Genomic DNA, 13,489 nt, shown 5'->3' with positions numbered 1-13,489 from the left:
TTAGTCCGTTCACAGATGTCGCGCATCCAAGCATGCCGTGGCACGCCGGGGCAGACATCGTAATTTCAGAAAATTCGAAAATCCCAAAGCCGATCACATGCGTTTAGATCAGGCACAGCGTGCGATGACGCTGTGGTGCTGTTGATCGAAACGCGATCAGGCCGTGGTGAAATGGGGAACGGACGGGCGTGGCGGGGCACGCGGTGATGCCGCAATCGGGCAAAAATCATGCAGCCGTGCAGTGATATGAAGGGCGGTAACCGCGTTGGACAGGCGGACACGCACCATGTCGGGCAACTGGGCCTCGACCGGCATGGCGAAGGTGTAATTGCCCAGCCCGCATAACGCACATTGGAAACCCTTAACGGCGGGGGAGCCACCGTCTGGTGTGGTTTTTTCCCCATCGGGGGACACAAGGATGGTTTCCAGCCCGGTGCCCGTACAAATGACAATCGGGATGTATTTCTTACCATTGACGATAGAGGCCAGCGATACGCCTTCGGCCTTGGCCATTGGCACATGCATAAAGCCAAACATCACGGTATTGCACAGGAAAAACAGCGCCACCACAGCCGAAAGGCCGTGTCTGCATCGCAGCGGAATGTGGCGGAACATCAACACAATAGGCAATCCATGAAAGGTAAGTCTGCTATCGTGTAATCCGCAACGCGAGACTTGTCAAAAACTTGTGCCATGCGTGTTCTACATGGTGATGTGTTTGGTTGCCTGAAGCTGTTTAGGTTCATCGAAATTGCTTTGGGACGATAAGCGAGACTATTTGATATCGGAGCCTAATGTTAGTGAACGCTTATATCACTATGCTACTCTATCGACTTGGCGCTTTAACCAATGAGCTTGTGGGTGAGTAAATGACACGCTTTTTTACGGCAGTTATCGGAGCCTTGCTTGCGTTGTTTTTCTATCGACCGACCTATGCCGCAGATTTGGCTACTTGTGGAGTAAGTGAAGGTTACGCTTATTATCCTAAGATCGGCATGGCAGCATCGGACCCAGCAGCAGGGCGATGGTCCGAAGATCGTATAAGTGATGGACGTTTTACTCTTACGCTTGCCGAAGATGATACGCTGGACCTTCTTGTGCTTGATGCTTTAGGAGGGATTTTTTCTGCGCGGGCGGCTGGTGGCTTAGTCAGGCTAGCTGGAAAAACAGATGAAACACTTACGGTTGTCGTCCTTTATCCTGAACGATCTATCGAAACGTATACCTTTGTTCGCGATAAAGAGGGGAAGGCCGAGGCGATCTGGACCGTAAATCGCTTCGGTTCCGCTGTTCCCAAAGCTGCCGCTTTTCGGGCCAGTTGTAGTTTCTTGTCATTCTAGCTGGCGTCTATGGCAGGGCTCTACAAAAAGAGGCCACAATGAGGTGCGTAAAATCCCGAGAATAATTAAAGCGCAACACGTTTAGGCTAATTGGCATGCAGGTTACGTAACCGGATTAGCTGGAACCATGTTGTCGCGCCTGCGTTTATGGTGTCTGATACGTTTTAAAGATATTGGCGAAAACAAACCAAAAGGACAAAAGCCATGACCATTGTGGTAAATGACGGCACGCCGGAAATGCGCGGGTTGCTGGAACGAGGACGCAAGCGTCTGCGCAATGTTGGCGTGATCTTGATGATCCTTGGGGTTCTTGCGGTGGCGTTTCCCTTTGCCACGACGATTGCGTTTAAAACCCTGATTGGCTGGCTGTTTATCATTGGTGCGGTCGGGTATTTTTACGGCGCATTTCATACCGATACGCCAAGTCGTCGCGGGCTTGATGTGGTTCTGGGCGTGGTGTTTGGCCTGATTGGATTTTGGTTGGCGTTCTTCCCATTGACCGGGATTGTGACCCTAACAGTGTTGCTGGCAATTGCCTTTGTCGTGCAGGGCCTTGTCGAAGCCATCATGGCGTTCTGGCTTAAGGAATTTCCCGGCTGGAAATGGATGCTGTTTTCCGGCGCGATTGCGATTTTGGTCGGCGGCATGATTTTCGCCGAACTGCCAAGCTCCGCCACGTGGGCGATTGGCCTTTTGCTGGGCGTAAACCTTTTGTCGTCGGGCTTTGGTTATTTGATGGTGTCTATGGCGATGGGCAAAGTTTCCAAGCCAGAAGAAACGCAGGCTTGATCGTTTAAAGTCTTAATCGGCTGAACGCGCGGGTTTATTCCTGATCCTTGGGATGCAGGAAGGCCCGCGTTTGTTCAATCGCCTCACGCAATCCAACGCGCTGCACATCGACGTCTTCGGGGAAGGCGCCCAAAAGGCGTGATGGCATGCGGTTATCAAGCAGGACAAACACGCCGCGATCTTCGGCACGGCGGACAAGGCGGCCAAAGGCCTGCTTCATGCGCAAGCGCGTCAGCATGTCGTCATAGCGTGCGCCGTGGAACGCGGATTTACGTGCCCGGTGCAGAATGTCGGGGCGCGGCCATGGTACGCGGTCAAAGACGATCAAACGCAGGCTATCACCCGGCACATCGACCCCATCGCGTACCGCATCGGTGCCAAGCAAGCAGGCATCGCGTTCGACGCGGAAAATATCAATCAGGGTTGAAACATCCATGCCATCAATATGCTGGGCCAGCAATTGCAGACCCGCATCATCCATCGGCCCGGTCAGGCGTTCATAGACCGCACGCAGGCGCGTGATCGCAGTAAAAAGCCCAAGTGCGCCACCGCCTGATGCCAAAAACAGTTCCCGGTAAGCCGCGGCAATATGGTCCGGGTTATCGCGGCCCAGATCATTGACGATGAACACACGGGTTTGTTCGCGGTAGTTATAGGGGCTTTTCATGGCTGCCCGGACCGCAGGAAGCGGCATGTGCGATGCGCCTGTGCGATCCTCGGCCACGGCCCAGTCGAAATCTTCGTCCCCGGTGCCATCGCGAAGCGTTGCCGATGTCACCACCATGCCATGTGCGGTGGGGGCCAATGCCAAGGTCAGCGGCAAGGTCGGGTCAAGGTAATGGCGGTGCATGCCCACATCAAAATCGCGGCCAAACTGGCGTTCGATGGCAAACCAATCAACAAAGGTTTCCGGCGTGCTTTCGACCAAGGATGCCAGCATTTCGCGCCAGGCTGCGACCTGCATGATTGCGCGGCGTTCGAGGGACCGAATGGCGGCGTCAAGGCGTTGACGTTCGGCGGATTCAAGTTCATCGGCCTTTTCATCAAGCATATGGGCGATGATTTTAATCAGCAATTTGGCCGGTTTTTCCATCGCGCCAAGGGCGCGGTCCAGATCCGCCGCACTGGCCAACACCGCATCGACGGCGGGCTTGCAATCGGTTTCAATCGAATAGCCGCGATCCCCGTCAGCAGCACGTGCGATGACTTGCGCGCGGACATGGGCCAAAAACGTTTCCGCTGGGCCCTTGGCATATTCAGAACCATCATGAATGCGCGATAGCCATCCCTGTTCGGGCAGGCATTGGGCGGCGACAATGACGGCATTGACCGCATCACGCAATTCATCGCGATCGACAATCAAGGTTTCAAGCCGCTGTTTCAGGCCGCGGGCGCGTGATGATCCTTTTTGCTCCGCCCCCAAAAGCCAGCGGCGCAGTTCTTGGCCTTCTTGGCCGGTCAGGTGCGATGAGAACGCCTTGTCGGCGGCATCAAACAAATGATGGCCTTCGTCAAAGACATAGCGTGACGGCATCGATGCATCATCAAGCCCACCAAGTGCGGCCTGAACCATCACCAGTGCATGGTTGGCAACCACGATTTCGGCCGAGCGCGCCCGACGCACGGTTTTTTCGATAAAGCAGCGCGAATAATGTGGGCAGGCAGCATAAATACATTCGCCACGCTGATCTGCAAGCGCACCGGTAAACCGGTTGCCCAGCAATTCGGTCAGCCATGCCGGAAAATCGCCGCCGACCATGTCGCCATCGCGGGTATGCAGCGCCCAACGGGCAATCAGCCCCAGCGGGGTTGCCTGATGGGGTTGCTGATTAAGCGGTCTTTGGGCTTCTTCGAAATTCAAAAGACAAAAATAGTTTTCCCGCCCTTTGCGCACGACGGCCTTAAGGCGTTTGTCCTTGGGATCGTCATACAGACGGTCGAGTTCCTGATCGATTTGGCGTTGCAGGTTGCGGGTATAGGTGGAAATCCAAACCGCGCCGTCATTTTTCTGCGCCCAAACCGATGCGGGTGCGACGTAGCCAAGGGTTTTGCCGGTTCCCGTTCCGGCCTCGGCCAGAACAATATTGGGCGCGCCATCATGCAGGCGCGGGCCAAAGGCCGAACATACCGAGGACGCATAATCGGCCTGTTGCGGGCGTTCTTCGGCCCCGTCGCCCAAAAGTTCTTTGAGGCGTTTACGCGCATCTTTGGGATCAACCGGATTGTTGGCTGGCGGCGGGGGCGGGGCATGTTCCGCCCATTCGCCCAGTTTCTTCCAGACTTTCAATCCTTCATAGACCGCGTAACGATGCGGTCCGTCCCCATCGGCCCCCAAAGCGGCCAGAACCGACACACCCCACGGCCAATGCCCGCGCGCCATCGGCCATGCAATGGCGGTGGCGGGCGCACGTTTATTGCGATGAAGGGTGGCAAGTTCCTGCAACAGGCGTTTCATCGCCTCGGCCAAGGCTTGCGCCTGTCCGATCAGATCGTCGGCCGGCTTTTGCCCGGTGGCCAGCGCAATGCCGCGCGGGGTTGGCACACAAAATTGTGCCGGGCGGACAAAGGCAAACAGTTCAAGCAGATCATGGGCCGGAAACGGATCGGATTTCAAACGCCGGGCACAGGCCGGGGTATGGACCAAGATCGGCCGCGATGACCGCGCACGTTTTGCCGCCGCCCCATGCGGGAGTTCTTCGATCTCGCCATCGGGGGATAAAAACACAGCATGGCGCAATCCCACGACCATAACAGGCGCGTTAGGCGGCACAAAGCGAGGTGTGTTTTCGTCGGAATGATGATCGAGCATTTGGGGCACTATAAGCATAGCCTTCGGCTGGCGCCACAGGGGAAATTAACCTATGTTGGAATTTATCGAACTTGACCCCAATCGCAAGAAGACGACACCCGATGGCAGCCCCCAATACCCGCAATCAACATTTCTGGCGTGATGAGACATTACCGTTTGTCGAGTTGCGGCGTGTGGTGGATGGGCATGCGGTTTGTTATGAGCGCCACAGCCACGATACGTTTTCCATCGGGGTGGTGACGGGCGGTTTTAGTACCTATTGGAACCGGGGCAAAACCCTTGAGACCCAGGCCGGGTCGGTGGTGATCTTGAACCCGGAAGATGTGCATGGCTGCAATCCGGTTCAGGGGGCGGATTGGTGTTATGACATGTTGTTTGTCGATCCCGATTGGCTTTTGGACGTTCAGATTGAAATTGATGCCGATGCGGCGGGAAAATTTGCCATGTTTTCCGACACGATTAGCCATGATCCTCGCCTATATGATGGCCTGCGCGATGTCGCCGATACCCTGATCAATCCGGATGTCGATGCGTTTGGCAAGGAAACCGCGCTGGTGTCGTTCTTTGGGGATTTGCATGTGCATCTGAACCAAAACGGGGTTCTGCGTGGGGCGGCAGTTGCGGCGGGCGCGACCGGGGCTGTTAATGACCGTAAAATGGCCGAGGTTGGCGAATATATCCGCACCCATTATGCGCAAAACATTCAATTGACGGAGCTTGCCGCGTTGGTCGGTTATTCCCGGTCCTATTTGGTGCGCGCGTTTAAAAAGACATTTGGCATGACGCCCTATGCCTATTTGATCAATTGCCGCATTCAGCAGGCGCGCCATGCGCTTCGGCGCGGTGAACGGATTGTTGATGTGGCAATTGATACCGGCTTTGCCGATCAGGCGCATTTCCAACGGATGTTTAAACGCCTGACCGCGATTACGCCACGTCATTATGCCCGGCCACAGGCGGCGTGATCGTTTGGGGTGTGGCCGAGATATGCGGCGTTATTCCAAAACCAGATAAAGCGCGCTTGCGGCAAGTAAGCCAGCCATGACGCGGTTAAACAATCGAATGCGCGCTGGTTCGCCCAAAAAGCGCGATAAAAACGCCCCGGCATAGGCCCAGCATGCGATTGAGCCAAAGCAGATCACAAAGTAAATCGCGGTAAATTCCCAGATCAAGCTGGTGCTGCCATTGGCGGCATAGGCCCCCATGCCAGCAATTGAGGCCAGCCATGCCTTGGGATTGATCCATTGCATCACCGCACCGGTCAGGGCAGAGGGACCGGCGAAAGAAAGGCGTCTTTGTTTGCGGTCGCGGTTGCCAAGATCGCCGCTGCTGGTGAACAGTTTAAAGGCCATAAACAGCAAAAACGCGACCCCCGCCCACTGGATAATGACGGTCAAGTGCGGGAAATCATCAAGCAATTGATGCAGACCCAGCCCAATCAGCAGCAACAGCAAGCAAAAGCCAGCCGTGGCGCTTAAGACCAATCCCAAGGACCGGCGAAAGCCAAGCTGCACGCCAGATGTGAGGACGACAATATTCACGGGTCCCGGCGTGATCGAGCAGGCCAAAGCAAAGGCCGCCATGGAAAGATAAAGGCTGAGTGCGGAAAGGGTGGAGGCATCTGCGTGCATGGAACGTTTCCTGTGATCGGCTGTTGATTGCCGCCAATCTGGGCCAAGTCGCGCAGGGTTTATTGAATGAAATAATCCTTTGGCCAAAAACGCACAAAAAAACGCAACCGAACGGGGGGGCGCTCGGTTGCGGGAAATTTGGCTGTTCGTGTTCTTATGTTTTTGGTGTTTGCGGTGCTTTTGGTCTTAGTTGACCTTTAGGTCCATCAGCAAGCCAGCGCAGGCGGCGGCAATTTCATCGGTTGGCTCGGCGTTGCCGGGCATGGTGGCCCAACCTTTGGCAATGACGAAGTCATCACGTTTGTACGAGCTTTCATCGCGCAGCGCTGCAAGCTGTTCGAGCTGATTATTCGGTGTCATGGTCTTGAACTGGGCAACGCAAATCGGCGCCATGGCCGAGATGGCCGATTGTTTGGCGCTGTTGTCCGCCATTTCTTGCGCGGTTGAGCCTGAGACGACGGTGTCGGTGCTAAAGCCAACGATGGTGATAAGGACCGCACCAATAATACCGCCCCAAATTGCGGGTTTGACCCACTGGGGGATTGTCATAGACATCATAAAATTCCTTTTGTCAGGCGACGTAAGTGGTTTTCACCGCGCCATTGAATGGAATTACAATATCACGTCTGTATATTTTAAATTGTATTATATTATTATATTTAACTAAGGGAAATAACGTTTTGGGTGTAGGGTGCTGGGGTTCGATTTTTATTTTTGAAATTGACCGAATATTTAGAGTTCCAGCATTAATTCAAAATAAAAGATGCGATCCACGCCGCGCCGCCAGCAATCATGGCATAGCGCGCCGCCTTACCCAGCGTGACCAAGATTAGAAACGGGATAAAGCGCACCCGCATCACCCCGGCAAACAGGGTTAGCGGATCACCAATGATCGGCAGCCACGAAAACAGCAACACCCAAAGCCCGTATTTGCCAAACCAACGTGATGCGCGATCCAGCTGATCAGGCGAAACCGGGAACCAGCGCCGATCCCGGAACTGATCAATGTAAAGCCCCAGCACCCAATTGACCACCGATCCCAAAACATTGCCCGCCGTTGCCACCACAACCAAAAGCCAGGTTGCGTGATGGCCATTGGCAATCAGCCCCGCCAAAGCCGCCTCGGACGTGCCGGGCAGAAGGGTGGCGGAGGTGAAGGCCGATAGAAACAGGCCCGCGAGCAGGGTGAATGTCGTGGTCATGGGGTTCGATAGACCGGAATGAGCGGGGCGTCCAGCACGTATCGATCACAAACTGTGCACGAGTACGTCAGAAAAGCACACTCATAATAGGTGTTTCATGATGTCAGATAGCGTGAAAATCAAAAATTCGATTGAGACTGTCGGAAAACTCGTAAAGACAGTCATTGCAGATATTCAGGCGCGGCCAGATTACTCCGGCTCGGGTCAGTTAAAGGCAATGGTCAGTCAGTTGCGCACATTTTCCCAGCACGTCTTGAATAATGAGACCAACGGGACAGCGCAGACCTATCAGGAGTTGCGGGCAGAAGCATTGCAGCGGATTGTCCCTGAAGTTCATAAACTGATAGATGCTAATATTGAGATGGCAGGCCTTGGACAGCTCAATACCGCAAGAAAAGTTCAACCATCCGTCCTGCAATCACAGAACAAGACGCTGCAAACTTTACTCAACGCTCTTGAAATGATGATTGCCCTAATTGGCGTGCCGTCATCTACCTCTCAATCCAGTGGCACTGGTGCCCACCCGTCTGGCACAGAAGCAGCGGGGAAACCCGAACCAGCAATTCCTTCTGCGGATGTTATGGCGCCCGCGCCTCCTGATCAGCGATTTACGGGTACAGTTTCTTTCGATGGTGTCATGCCGTTCAAGGAAGTCGAACAAAGTGTTTCCGCGTCGCTCATGAGTCATCAATAAGGTCAATCGGAAGGATTATAAAATGTGGAATATCGATCTGACCAATTTGCTGACTGCGACGATTGCCAATGTTAATCGCGCCAACGTCATCAAATTCAACAACAGCTGGGTCCATGCAGGAACCAACAATAACGTACATGACTTTGTGATGGTCTATCGCGCCATGGTTTACCATCCGTTTGCCAATCCGGCACCTGTGTTGCCAGGACAAAACGGAACCCCATGGGCCGCAGGATGGCTGGGGGCAATAGGCAACGCCAACGTCGAAGCAACCGTTCCGATCGGTCGGACTGATCGATATTTCGATGGTGTTGGTGTGGCGCATATTCAAATTGATACCACTCAAAACGTCCCACAAAATGCAATCAATGTGGTGAATGATACCATCCTTGAAAATACTGACGGGTTTGAAGATCCTCGTATTTTCCGTGCTTATGGGCAGTATTATTTGCATTCGCATCGCTATCAGCCCGACCCGACACGCGCGGCGCCAGCACCGGCAGATCCGGTTTATGATGTTCAAGGAAACGTTGTTCAGCCCGCGGCAGGTCACGTGTTATGTGTAAAGGTGAACGAGTTAACCATTGATTTGGTCAATCATCAGCATGCTCTAGGTCCTGGGCGCTTTTATGGTTTGAATGTTTCAACCCAGATGGAGAAAAACTACGGATTCTTTGAAAAGAATGGATATTTGTGTGCGGTTTATGGATTGACCCAGCAAGGAAATCCACTGACCGTTTTTCAAACACAACAAAATGCCAATACCGGGAACGCGTTGTTTGCGACGGCTGTTAATGATGATCTACGCTGTAACAGTGCGCATCCAAACCCAGGCAGCATGGTTTTGGATGTCGAAAATTATATAAATGACATGTTACCGGGGGCAGCGCCCCTTGTGATGTTTTCCAGCAGCGGACCCTTGATTCCCAATCCAGCAAACAACAACACAAGGATCGGGGTTGGGCATGTCAAAATTATCCACCCGGTTTTGTACAGCTATACTTGGTTTCTGGCTGATCTGATCGTGCTTATTGCAAGCCCTGGGCAAGCAAATATTCCCAATCGTCCAATGGACGGTCCTGCTGCAATTGCCGCTTATAGAAATAACAATGGATTTGCTGATTTGGTAGATCAGTATTTCGCGGTAAATTCAACATGTGGGGATACTCTTTTCGCGCAACGTTTTGGTCGTGTTGCTATACCTGCAGATAATCAGGCGGTCTTGAATGCTCTGCAGCGGCGGTTGTTGAGGAGTTCGCTTGCTGATGTGGTGCTTACAGCAAGGAACAACGCGAATGGTATTGTGATGCCGTGGGGTAATAACCGTTTTGCCTGGGCAACGGGCATTTTGGCCAATCCTGCTGGAAATGATCTTATTCTCCATCCGATGGCTTTCTATTTCAGCTTCTTTTACGAACTGGATATGAATAACGATAGCATGGTTCGACTTTCGAATGCTTGGCTGGTTCATGATCAGGCAAATCCTGCATATTTGCAATTTGCTGAAAATGTTGCCCCGCTTGGCGGTGACCTGATCATGGGATTTGGTGAAAATGACAACCGAGTAAAGTTTTGGCGGTTGTCCGGGAATGAGTATAATCAAAAAATGATTCATATACCGCAGAACTTTAACCCCGCTAACTTCCAGTTTCTCCGTCAAGGTATTCAACAGACTGTTTTGTAAAAAAAACAGCCCTGTTTGACCGTTGGCGAATGGAAACGAGAAAGGCCCGGTGCAGGGGAACACCGGGCCTCTGTATGCCGATCGACGATTGCGTGAGGTGCCGACCAGCAGGAGGGAGGTCGTGCTTAGGCAATCGTCGTGGTTACGTCGACATTGCCGCGTGTGGCATTGGAATACGGGCAGATGGTGTGGGCCGTTTCGACCAGTTTTTCAGCATCGGCTTTATCAAGGCCCGGAAGTGAAACTTTGAGTTTCACGGCAATGCCAAAACCGCCTTCGCTGCGTGGGCCAATGCCAACTTCGGCATTTACCGTCACGTCGTCAGGGACTTTGATTTTGGTCTGACCTGCGGCCGCTTTCATCGCGCCGATAAAGCAGGCGGAATAGCCCATGGCGAACAGCTGTTCTGGGTTGTTGCCATCCCCGCCAGCGCCACCGAGTTCTTTTGGTGTGGCCAGCTTGATATCAAGGCTGCCATCATCGGTTTTCGCGCGGCCATCACGGCCACCAGAAGCAGAAGCGTGGGCGGTATATTTTACATCAACAGACATGGTTTTCATCCTTTGTGAGAACAGTGGTTCGGTTTGGGTGATTACCCGGCTGCCAATTTGATATGTCGCCGGGAGGCGGCGGGCGCAACCGCACCCACCAGAATTAATTTGAAACTTTTCGACTTATTTGTCGTGCAGGGCGCTATGCAGATATTGACCGGCCTGGGCAATTGCGCCTTTGGCAGCCGGGGTGTCGGCCAGAACATTGAGCATGACAAAGTCATGGATTGTACCGTTGTAACGTGTGGTAGTGACCTCAACGCCAGCTTGTGCCAGCTTACGGGCATAGGCTTCGCCTTCGTCGCGCAGCACGTCATTTTCAGCCGTGATCACAAGGGCGGGTGCCTGGCCTGATAACTGATCGGCAGTCGCGTGGATCGGCGTGATTTTCGGATCTGTGCGGTCTGCCCCGTCTGGCAGATACTGGTTCCAGAACCAATCCATCGCCGGTTTGGTCAACCACGGGCCATTGGCAAATTCGGTATAAGACCCATTGTCGAAATTGGCATCGGTGACCGGGTAAAACAGGACCTGTGCGGTGATGGCCGGTTCGCCGCGTTCCTGTGCGAGTAGGGAAACCACTGCCGTCATGTTGCCGCCAACACTGTCGCCAGCAATCGCCAGGCGGGTCGGGTCGATATTTAGCTGTTCGCTGTGATCGGCGACATATTTGGTCACGGCGTAATCTTGCTCGATGGCGACCGGATAACGCGCTTCGGGGGAGCGTTCATAATCAACAAAGACCAGCGCAGCATTGGCGCGCACAGAAAGTTCACGGACCAGTCGGTCATGGGTTCCTGTATCGCCCATCACCCAACCGGCACCATGGAAATAGACAATCACCGGCAGACGATCCTGATTGCCTTGCGGGCGGATGATCCGAACCTTGGTCGCACCGGTCGGGCCGACAGCAAAGGTGGTATCGGTGATATCAACAGCCGGTTTGGCAACATCGCCTGATTGGGCGCCAGAAAGAACGTCACGGGCCTGGTTCGGGGTCAAGGTGTAGATGGCTGGGCCACCCGATGCCGACAGAGCATCAATGAAGTTTTGCGTCGCAGGTTCAAGAACCGGGTTCGCCAACGCGGTGGACGCAGACAGGGCTACGGTCAATGCGACGGCGGCTGAAGCAACTTTGGTTTTGAAATTGGTCATGGTCTTAATCCTTTGGTTTGGCCTGCCAGCTTGGCGGCGTTTCATTTTGCTATTTTTATATCGCACACGATTTAATCGTTCGCGATATAAAAATAGCTATGCCAGGTATGCAATAAAATCGCTTGCAATTTGATCGTGTGCGATTTAAATTGATGGGCTTTGACTTCAAGAAAGCTATTGGGCCGCCAAAAGTAGTTCGGCCCCACGCCGTCTCTTTTGGCGCATGGACGGGCCGGGTTTCTTAAAGCTGCAGAGTTACAAAGAACTGTTGAAAACGGGATGAAGCCGATGGACGACACACCAAATAAGGACGACTTTCTGCAACTGGAAAACTTTCTGTGTTTTTCAGTCTATGCTGCCAGTCACGCCTTTAACCGTATCTATAAGCCGTTGCTTGATCGGCTTGGCCTGACCTATCCGCAATATTTGGTGATGGTGACCCTTTGGCAGGATGATGATCAATCGGTGCGCAGCATTGGTGAGAAACTGTTTCTTGAGTCCAGCACGTTGACACCGCTTTTGAAGCGGCTTGAGGGTAATGGTCTTGTCACGCGTAAGCGCGACCCCGAAGACGAGCGTTCTGTGCGTGTCAGCCTGACAGAAGAGGGCAGGGCCTTGCGCGAAATGGCGCTGGAAGTCCCAGCCTGCATTTTGGATGCGACCGGGCTTGATATCGCGTTAGCAAAACGTCTGAACCGTGATCTTAGAACGATGCGCGATCAGCTTGAGGCGGTTGCCAAGCAGCTTTGAGACCGGCCTATGCCGAACCGGCGGCTTTGCGGTCCAGGTGATAGGTCAGGGCCCAGCCAAGTGCTGTTTTAAGTGCCTGTTCAGTTAGGGGCTGATCAAAGGGCAGGATAATCGCCCGATTGCCCTCGCACGTTAGGTCGGCGGATAGAAGACTGCGGGTGCGGTCAATCAGATCGGTTTTGCAATCAAAGAATACCATGACCTGATCGGGTGTTTTTGCCTTCCAGTCGGCGCGAATGGTGATGCCCGATCCCGATTTTGCCCGCCATGCCGGTTCGCCCCACTTTAGGCTTTCGGTCAAGGGGCCGATGGTTTGATCGCTTTGTGCAATGTCAAAAATCCAGCCGCGGATGGTCAACATCACCTTTCGGGCTTTCGGTGGATAGTGATCAAACTTCGCCGCGATACCGGCATTTGCAAAATCGGGATGTGTCATCATCAGCCGTGGGTTAGATGCCGGTCGACAGGCGGCTGATGGTTTGAACCAAAAGCCAAACGCCACAGACCACAAATGTCAGATGCTGCATCAAGACGCCCGGCACGATCAGGCTGCTGGTGCGGGTCAGGGTGCCAATGGCGTGTAAAACACGCGCCACAAACAGAACCAACGCAACCAACCAGATGGCATCAGACGTTGCCAAAACTGCCTCAAGGGCGAGGATCAACAAAATGCACATCGGTGCATTTTCGATGAAGTTGCCATGTGCGCGGATGCGCCGACGCAAGATCTGATCATCGCCATCCCCCATTGCCAAGCCCAGTTCGCGGCGGCGGAGAGAGACAAACAAGCTAAGGGCGGTGAGCATCAAGGCAAAGAGAGCGGTCAGGCAAATCGTCACGGGAAGCGGCAGCATGGTGCAATGTTCCTTATTTCAGTTGGGCGC

Annotated in this window: 15 protein-coding genes; 6 read left to right on the top strand and 9 right to left on the bottom strand. The window is 53.6% G+C overall.

All coding sequences use genetic code 11. The features are described 5' to 3' along the window. Nucleotides 1-156: 156 nt before the first annotated feature. The gene (locus HCZ99_RS06570; protein ID WP_167446783.1) at nt 157-615 is read right to left on the bottom strand and encodes a DUF2946 domain-containing protein; all 459 of its coding nucleotides are present in this window, start codon (nt 613-615) and stop codon (nt 157-159) included. 254 nt (nt 616-869) lie between these two features. Between HCZ99_RS06570 and HCZ99_RS06565 the strand changes: the two genes are divergently transcribed. Both HCZ99_RS06565 and HCZ99_RS06560 read left to right on the top strand, forming a co-directional pair. Continuing rightward, nucleotides 870-1,340 carry a hypothetical protein gene (locus tag HCZ99_RS06565; protein WP_167446162.1) on the top strand — a complete coding sequence of 157 codons (471 nt, stop codon included), beginning with the start codon at nt 870-872 and terminating at the stop codon, nt 1,338-1,340. 204 nt (nt 1,341-1,544) lie between these two features. After that, on the top strand, nt 1,545-2,129 hold the full coding sequence (locus HCZ99_RS06560) for an HdeD family acid-resistance protein (RefSeq protein WP_167446161.1): 585 nt from the start codon (nt 1,545-1,547) through the stop codon (nt 2,127-2,129). 34 nt (nt 2,130-2,163) lie between these two features. Here the strand turns inward: HCZ99_RS06560 and HCZ99_RS06555 are convergent, their stop codons facing one another. After that, a complete protein-coding gene (locus HCZ99_RS06555; protein WP_167446782.1) occupies nt 2,164-4,938 on the bottom strand; it encodes an ATP-dependent DNA helicase in 2,775 nt (924 codons plus the stop codon). Nucleotides 4,939-5,039: 101 nt separating this feature from the next. On the opposite strand from HCZ99_RS06555, the gene HCZ99_RS06550 reads away from it, so the two are divergent. After that, nucleotides 5,040-5,903 (top strand): AraC family transcriptional regulator, encoded by an 864-nt coding sequence (locus tag HCZ99_RS06550; RefSeq protein WP_167446160.1) that lies wholly within the window; start codon nt 5,040-5,042, stop codon nt 5,901-5,903. Between the two features lie 30 nt (nt 5,904-5,933). Here HCZ99_RS06550 and HCZ99_RS06545 read toward each other — a convergent pair whose 3' ends face one another. From HCZ99_RS06545 to HCZ99_RS06535, 3 genes are all read right to left on the bottom strand, one after another. Further along, nucleotides 5,934-6,569 (bottom strand): LysE family translocator, encoded by a 636-nt coding sequence (locus HCZ99_RS06545; protein WP_167446159.1) that lies wholly within the window; start codon nt 6,567-6,569, stop codon nt 5,934-5,936. 186 nt (nt 6,570-6,755) lie between these two features. Further along, a complete protein-coding gene (locus tag HCZ99_RS06540; RefSeq protein ID WP_167446158.1) occupies nt 6,756-7,124 on the bottom strand; it encodes a hypothetical protein in 369 nt (122 codons plus the stop codon). A gap of 191 nt (nt 7,125-7,315) precedes the next feature. Continuing rightward, nucleotides 7,316-7,771, bottom strand: coding sequence for a YqaA family protein (locus HCZ99_RS06535; RefSeq protein WP_167446157.1), 456 nt, complete (start codon nt 7,769-7,771; stop codon nt 7,316-7,318). 100 nt (nt 7,772-7,871) lie between these two features. Between HCZ99_RS06535 and HCZ99_RS06530 the strand changes: the two genes are divergently transcribed. Beyond that, nucleotides 7,872-8,465 carry a hypothetical protein gene (locus tag HCZ99_RS06530; protein WP_167446156.1) on the top strand — a complete coding sequence of 198 codons (594 nt, stop codon included), beginning with the start codon at nt 7,872-7,874 and terminating at the stop codon, nt 8,463-8,465. A 22-nt stretch (nt 8,466-8,487) separates the two neighbouring features. After that, on the top strand, nt 8,488-10,149 hold the full coding sequence (locus HCZ99_RS06525; protein ID WP_167446155.1) for a hypothetical protein: 1,662 nt from the start codon (nt 8,488-8,490) through the stop codon (nt 10,147-10,149). A 125-nt stretch (nt 10,150-10,274) separates the two neighbouring features. Here the strand turns inward: HCZ99_RS06525 and HCZ99_RS06520 are convergent, their stop codons facing one another. Both HCZ99_RS06520 and HCZ99_RS06515 read right to left on the bottom strand, forming a co-directional pair. Further along, nucleotides 10,275-10,700: an organic hydroperoxide resistance protein gene (locus tag HCZ99_RS06520; protein WP_167446154.1), complete on the bottom strand. Its 426-nt coding sequence runs from the start codon at nt 10,698-10,700 to the stop codon at nt 10,275-10,277. Nucleotides 10,701-10,823: 123 nt separating this feature from the next. Beyond that, nucleotides 10,824-11,855, bottom strand: a complete 1,032-nt coding sequence (locus HCZ99_RS06515; RefSeq protein WP_167446153.1) for an alpha/beta hydrolase — start codon at nt 11,853-11,855, stop codon at nt 10,824-10,826. A 288-nt stretch (nt 11,856-12,143) separates the two neighbouring features. Here HCZ99_RS06515 and HCZ99_RS06510 point away from each other — a divergent pair, with 288 nt between their 5' ends. Next, complete coding sequence (locus HCZ99_RS06510; protein WP_167446152.1) at nt 12,144-12,605, top strand: MarR family winged helix-turn-helix transcriptional regulator; 462 nt, start codon at nt 12,144-12,146, stop codon at nt 12,603-12,605. Nucleotides 12,606-12,612: 7 nt separating this feature from the next. On the opposite strand, the gene HCZ99_RS06505 is transcribed toward HCZ99_RS06510, so the two are convergent. Both HCZ99_RS06505 and HCZ99_RS06500 read right to left on the bottom strand, forming a co-directional pair. Next, nucleotides 12,613-12,966: a DUF1801 domain-containing protein gene (locus HCZ99_RS06505; protein ID WP_254869492.1), complete on the bottom strand. Its 354-nt coding sequence runs from the start codon at nt 12,964-12,966 to the stop codon at nt 12,613-12,615. Between the two features lie 88 nt (nt 12,967-13,054). Continuing rightward, a complete protein-coding gene (locus HCZ99_RS06500; protein WP_167446150.1) occupies nt 13,055-13,459 on the bottom strand; it encodes an MAPEG family protein in 405 nt (134 codons plus the stop codon). Nucleotides 13,460-13,489: the final 30 nt, after the last annotated feature.

Origin of the sequence: Thalassospira lucentensis, assembly GCF_011806425.1 — a bacterium.
Classification (GTDB): Bacteria; Pseudomonadota; Alphaproteobacteria; order Rhodospirillales; family Thalassospiraceae; genus Thalassospira; species Thalassospira lucentensis_B.
Note: the sequence above shows the minus strand (reverse complement) of the source record. Positions and strands in the feature narration are given on the sequence as shown.

What these genes read in the sequence shown, in the direction of transcription:
- HCZ99_RS06570 (WP_167446783.1), bottom strand. Translation starts at nt 615, where the DNA reads ATGTTCCGCCACATTCCGCTGCGATGCAGACACGGCCTTTCGGCTGTG.
- HCZ99_RS06565 (WP_167446162.1), top strand. Translation starts at nt 870, where the DNA reads ATGACACGCTTTTTTACGGCAGTTATCGGAGCCTTGCTTGCGTTGTTT.
- HCZ99_RS06560 (WP_167446161.1), top strand. Translation starts at nt 1,545, where the DNA reads ATGACCATTGTGGTAAATGACGGCACGCCGGAAATGCGCGGGTTGCTG.
- HCZ99_RS06555 (WP_167446782.1), bottom strand. Translation starts at nt 4,938, where the DNA reads ATGCTCGATCATCATTCCGACGAAAACACACCTCGCTTTGTGCCGCCT.
- HCZ99_RS06550 (WP_167446160.1), top strand. Translation starts at nt 5,040, where the DNA reads ATGGCAGCCCCCAATACCCGCAATCAACATTTCTGGCGTGATGAGACA.
- HCZ99_RS06545 (WP_167446159.1), bottom strand. Translation starts at nt 6,569, where the DNA reads ATGCACGCAGATGCCTCCACCCTTTCCGCACTCAGCCTTTATCTTTCC.
- HCZ99_RS06540 (WP_167446158.1), bottom strand. Translation starts at nt 7,124, where the DNA reads ATGTCTATGACAATCCCCCAGTGGGTCAAACCCGCAATTTGGGGCGGT.
- HCZ99_RS06535 (WP_167446157.1), bottom strand. Translation starts at nt 7,771, where the DNA reads ATGACCACGACATTCACCCTGCTCGCGGGCCTGTTTCTATCGGCCTTC.
- HCZ99_RS06530 (WP_167446156.1), top strand. Translation starts at nt 7,872, where the DNA reads ATGTCAGATAGCGTGAAAATCAAAAATTCGATTGAGACTGTCGGAAAA.
- HCZ99_RS06525 (WP_167446155.1), top strand. Translation starts at nt 8,488, where the DNA reads ATGTGGAATATCGATCTGACCAATTTGCTGACTGCGACGATTGCCAAT.
- HCZ99_RS06520 (WP_167446154.1), bottom strand. Translation starts at nt 10,700, where the DNA reads ATGTCTGTTGATGTAAAATATACCGCCCACGCTTCTGCTTCTGGTGGC.
- HCZ99_RS06515 (WP_167446153.1), bottom strand. Translation starts at nt 11,855, where the DNA reads ATGACCAATTTCAAAACCAAAGTTGCTTCAGCCGCCGTCGCATTGACC.
- HCZ99_RS06510 (WP_167446152.1), top strand. Translation starts at nt 12,144, where the DNA reads ATGGACGACACACCAAATAAGGACGACTTTCTGCAACTGGAAAACTTT.
- HCZ99_RS06505 (WP_254869492.1), bottom strand. Translation starts at nt 12,966, where the DNA reads ATGTTGACCATCCGCGGCTGGATTTTTGACATTGCACAAAGCGATCAA.
- HCZ99_RS06500 (WP_167446150.1), bottom strand. Translation starts at nt 13,459, where the DNA reads ATGCTGCCGCTTCCCGTGACGATTTGCCTGACCGCTCTCTTTGCCTTG.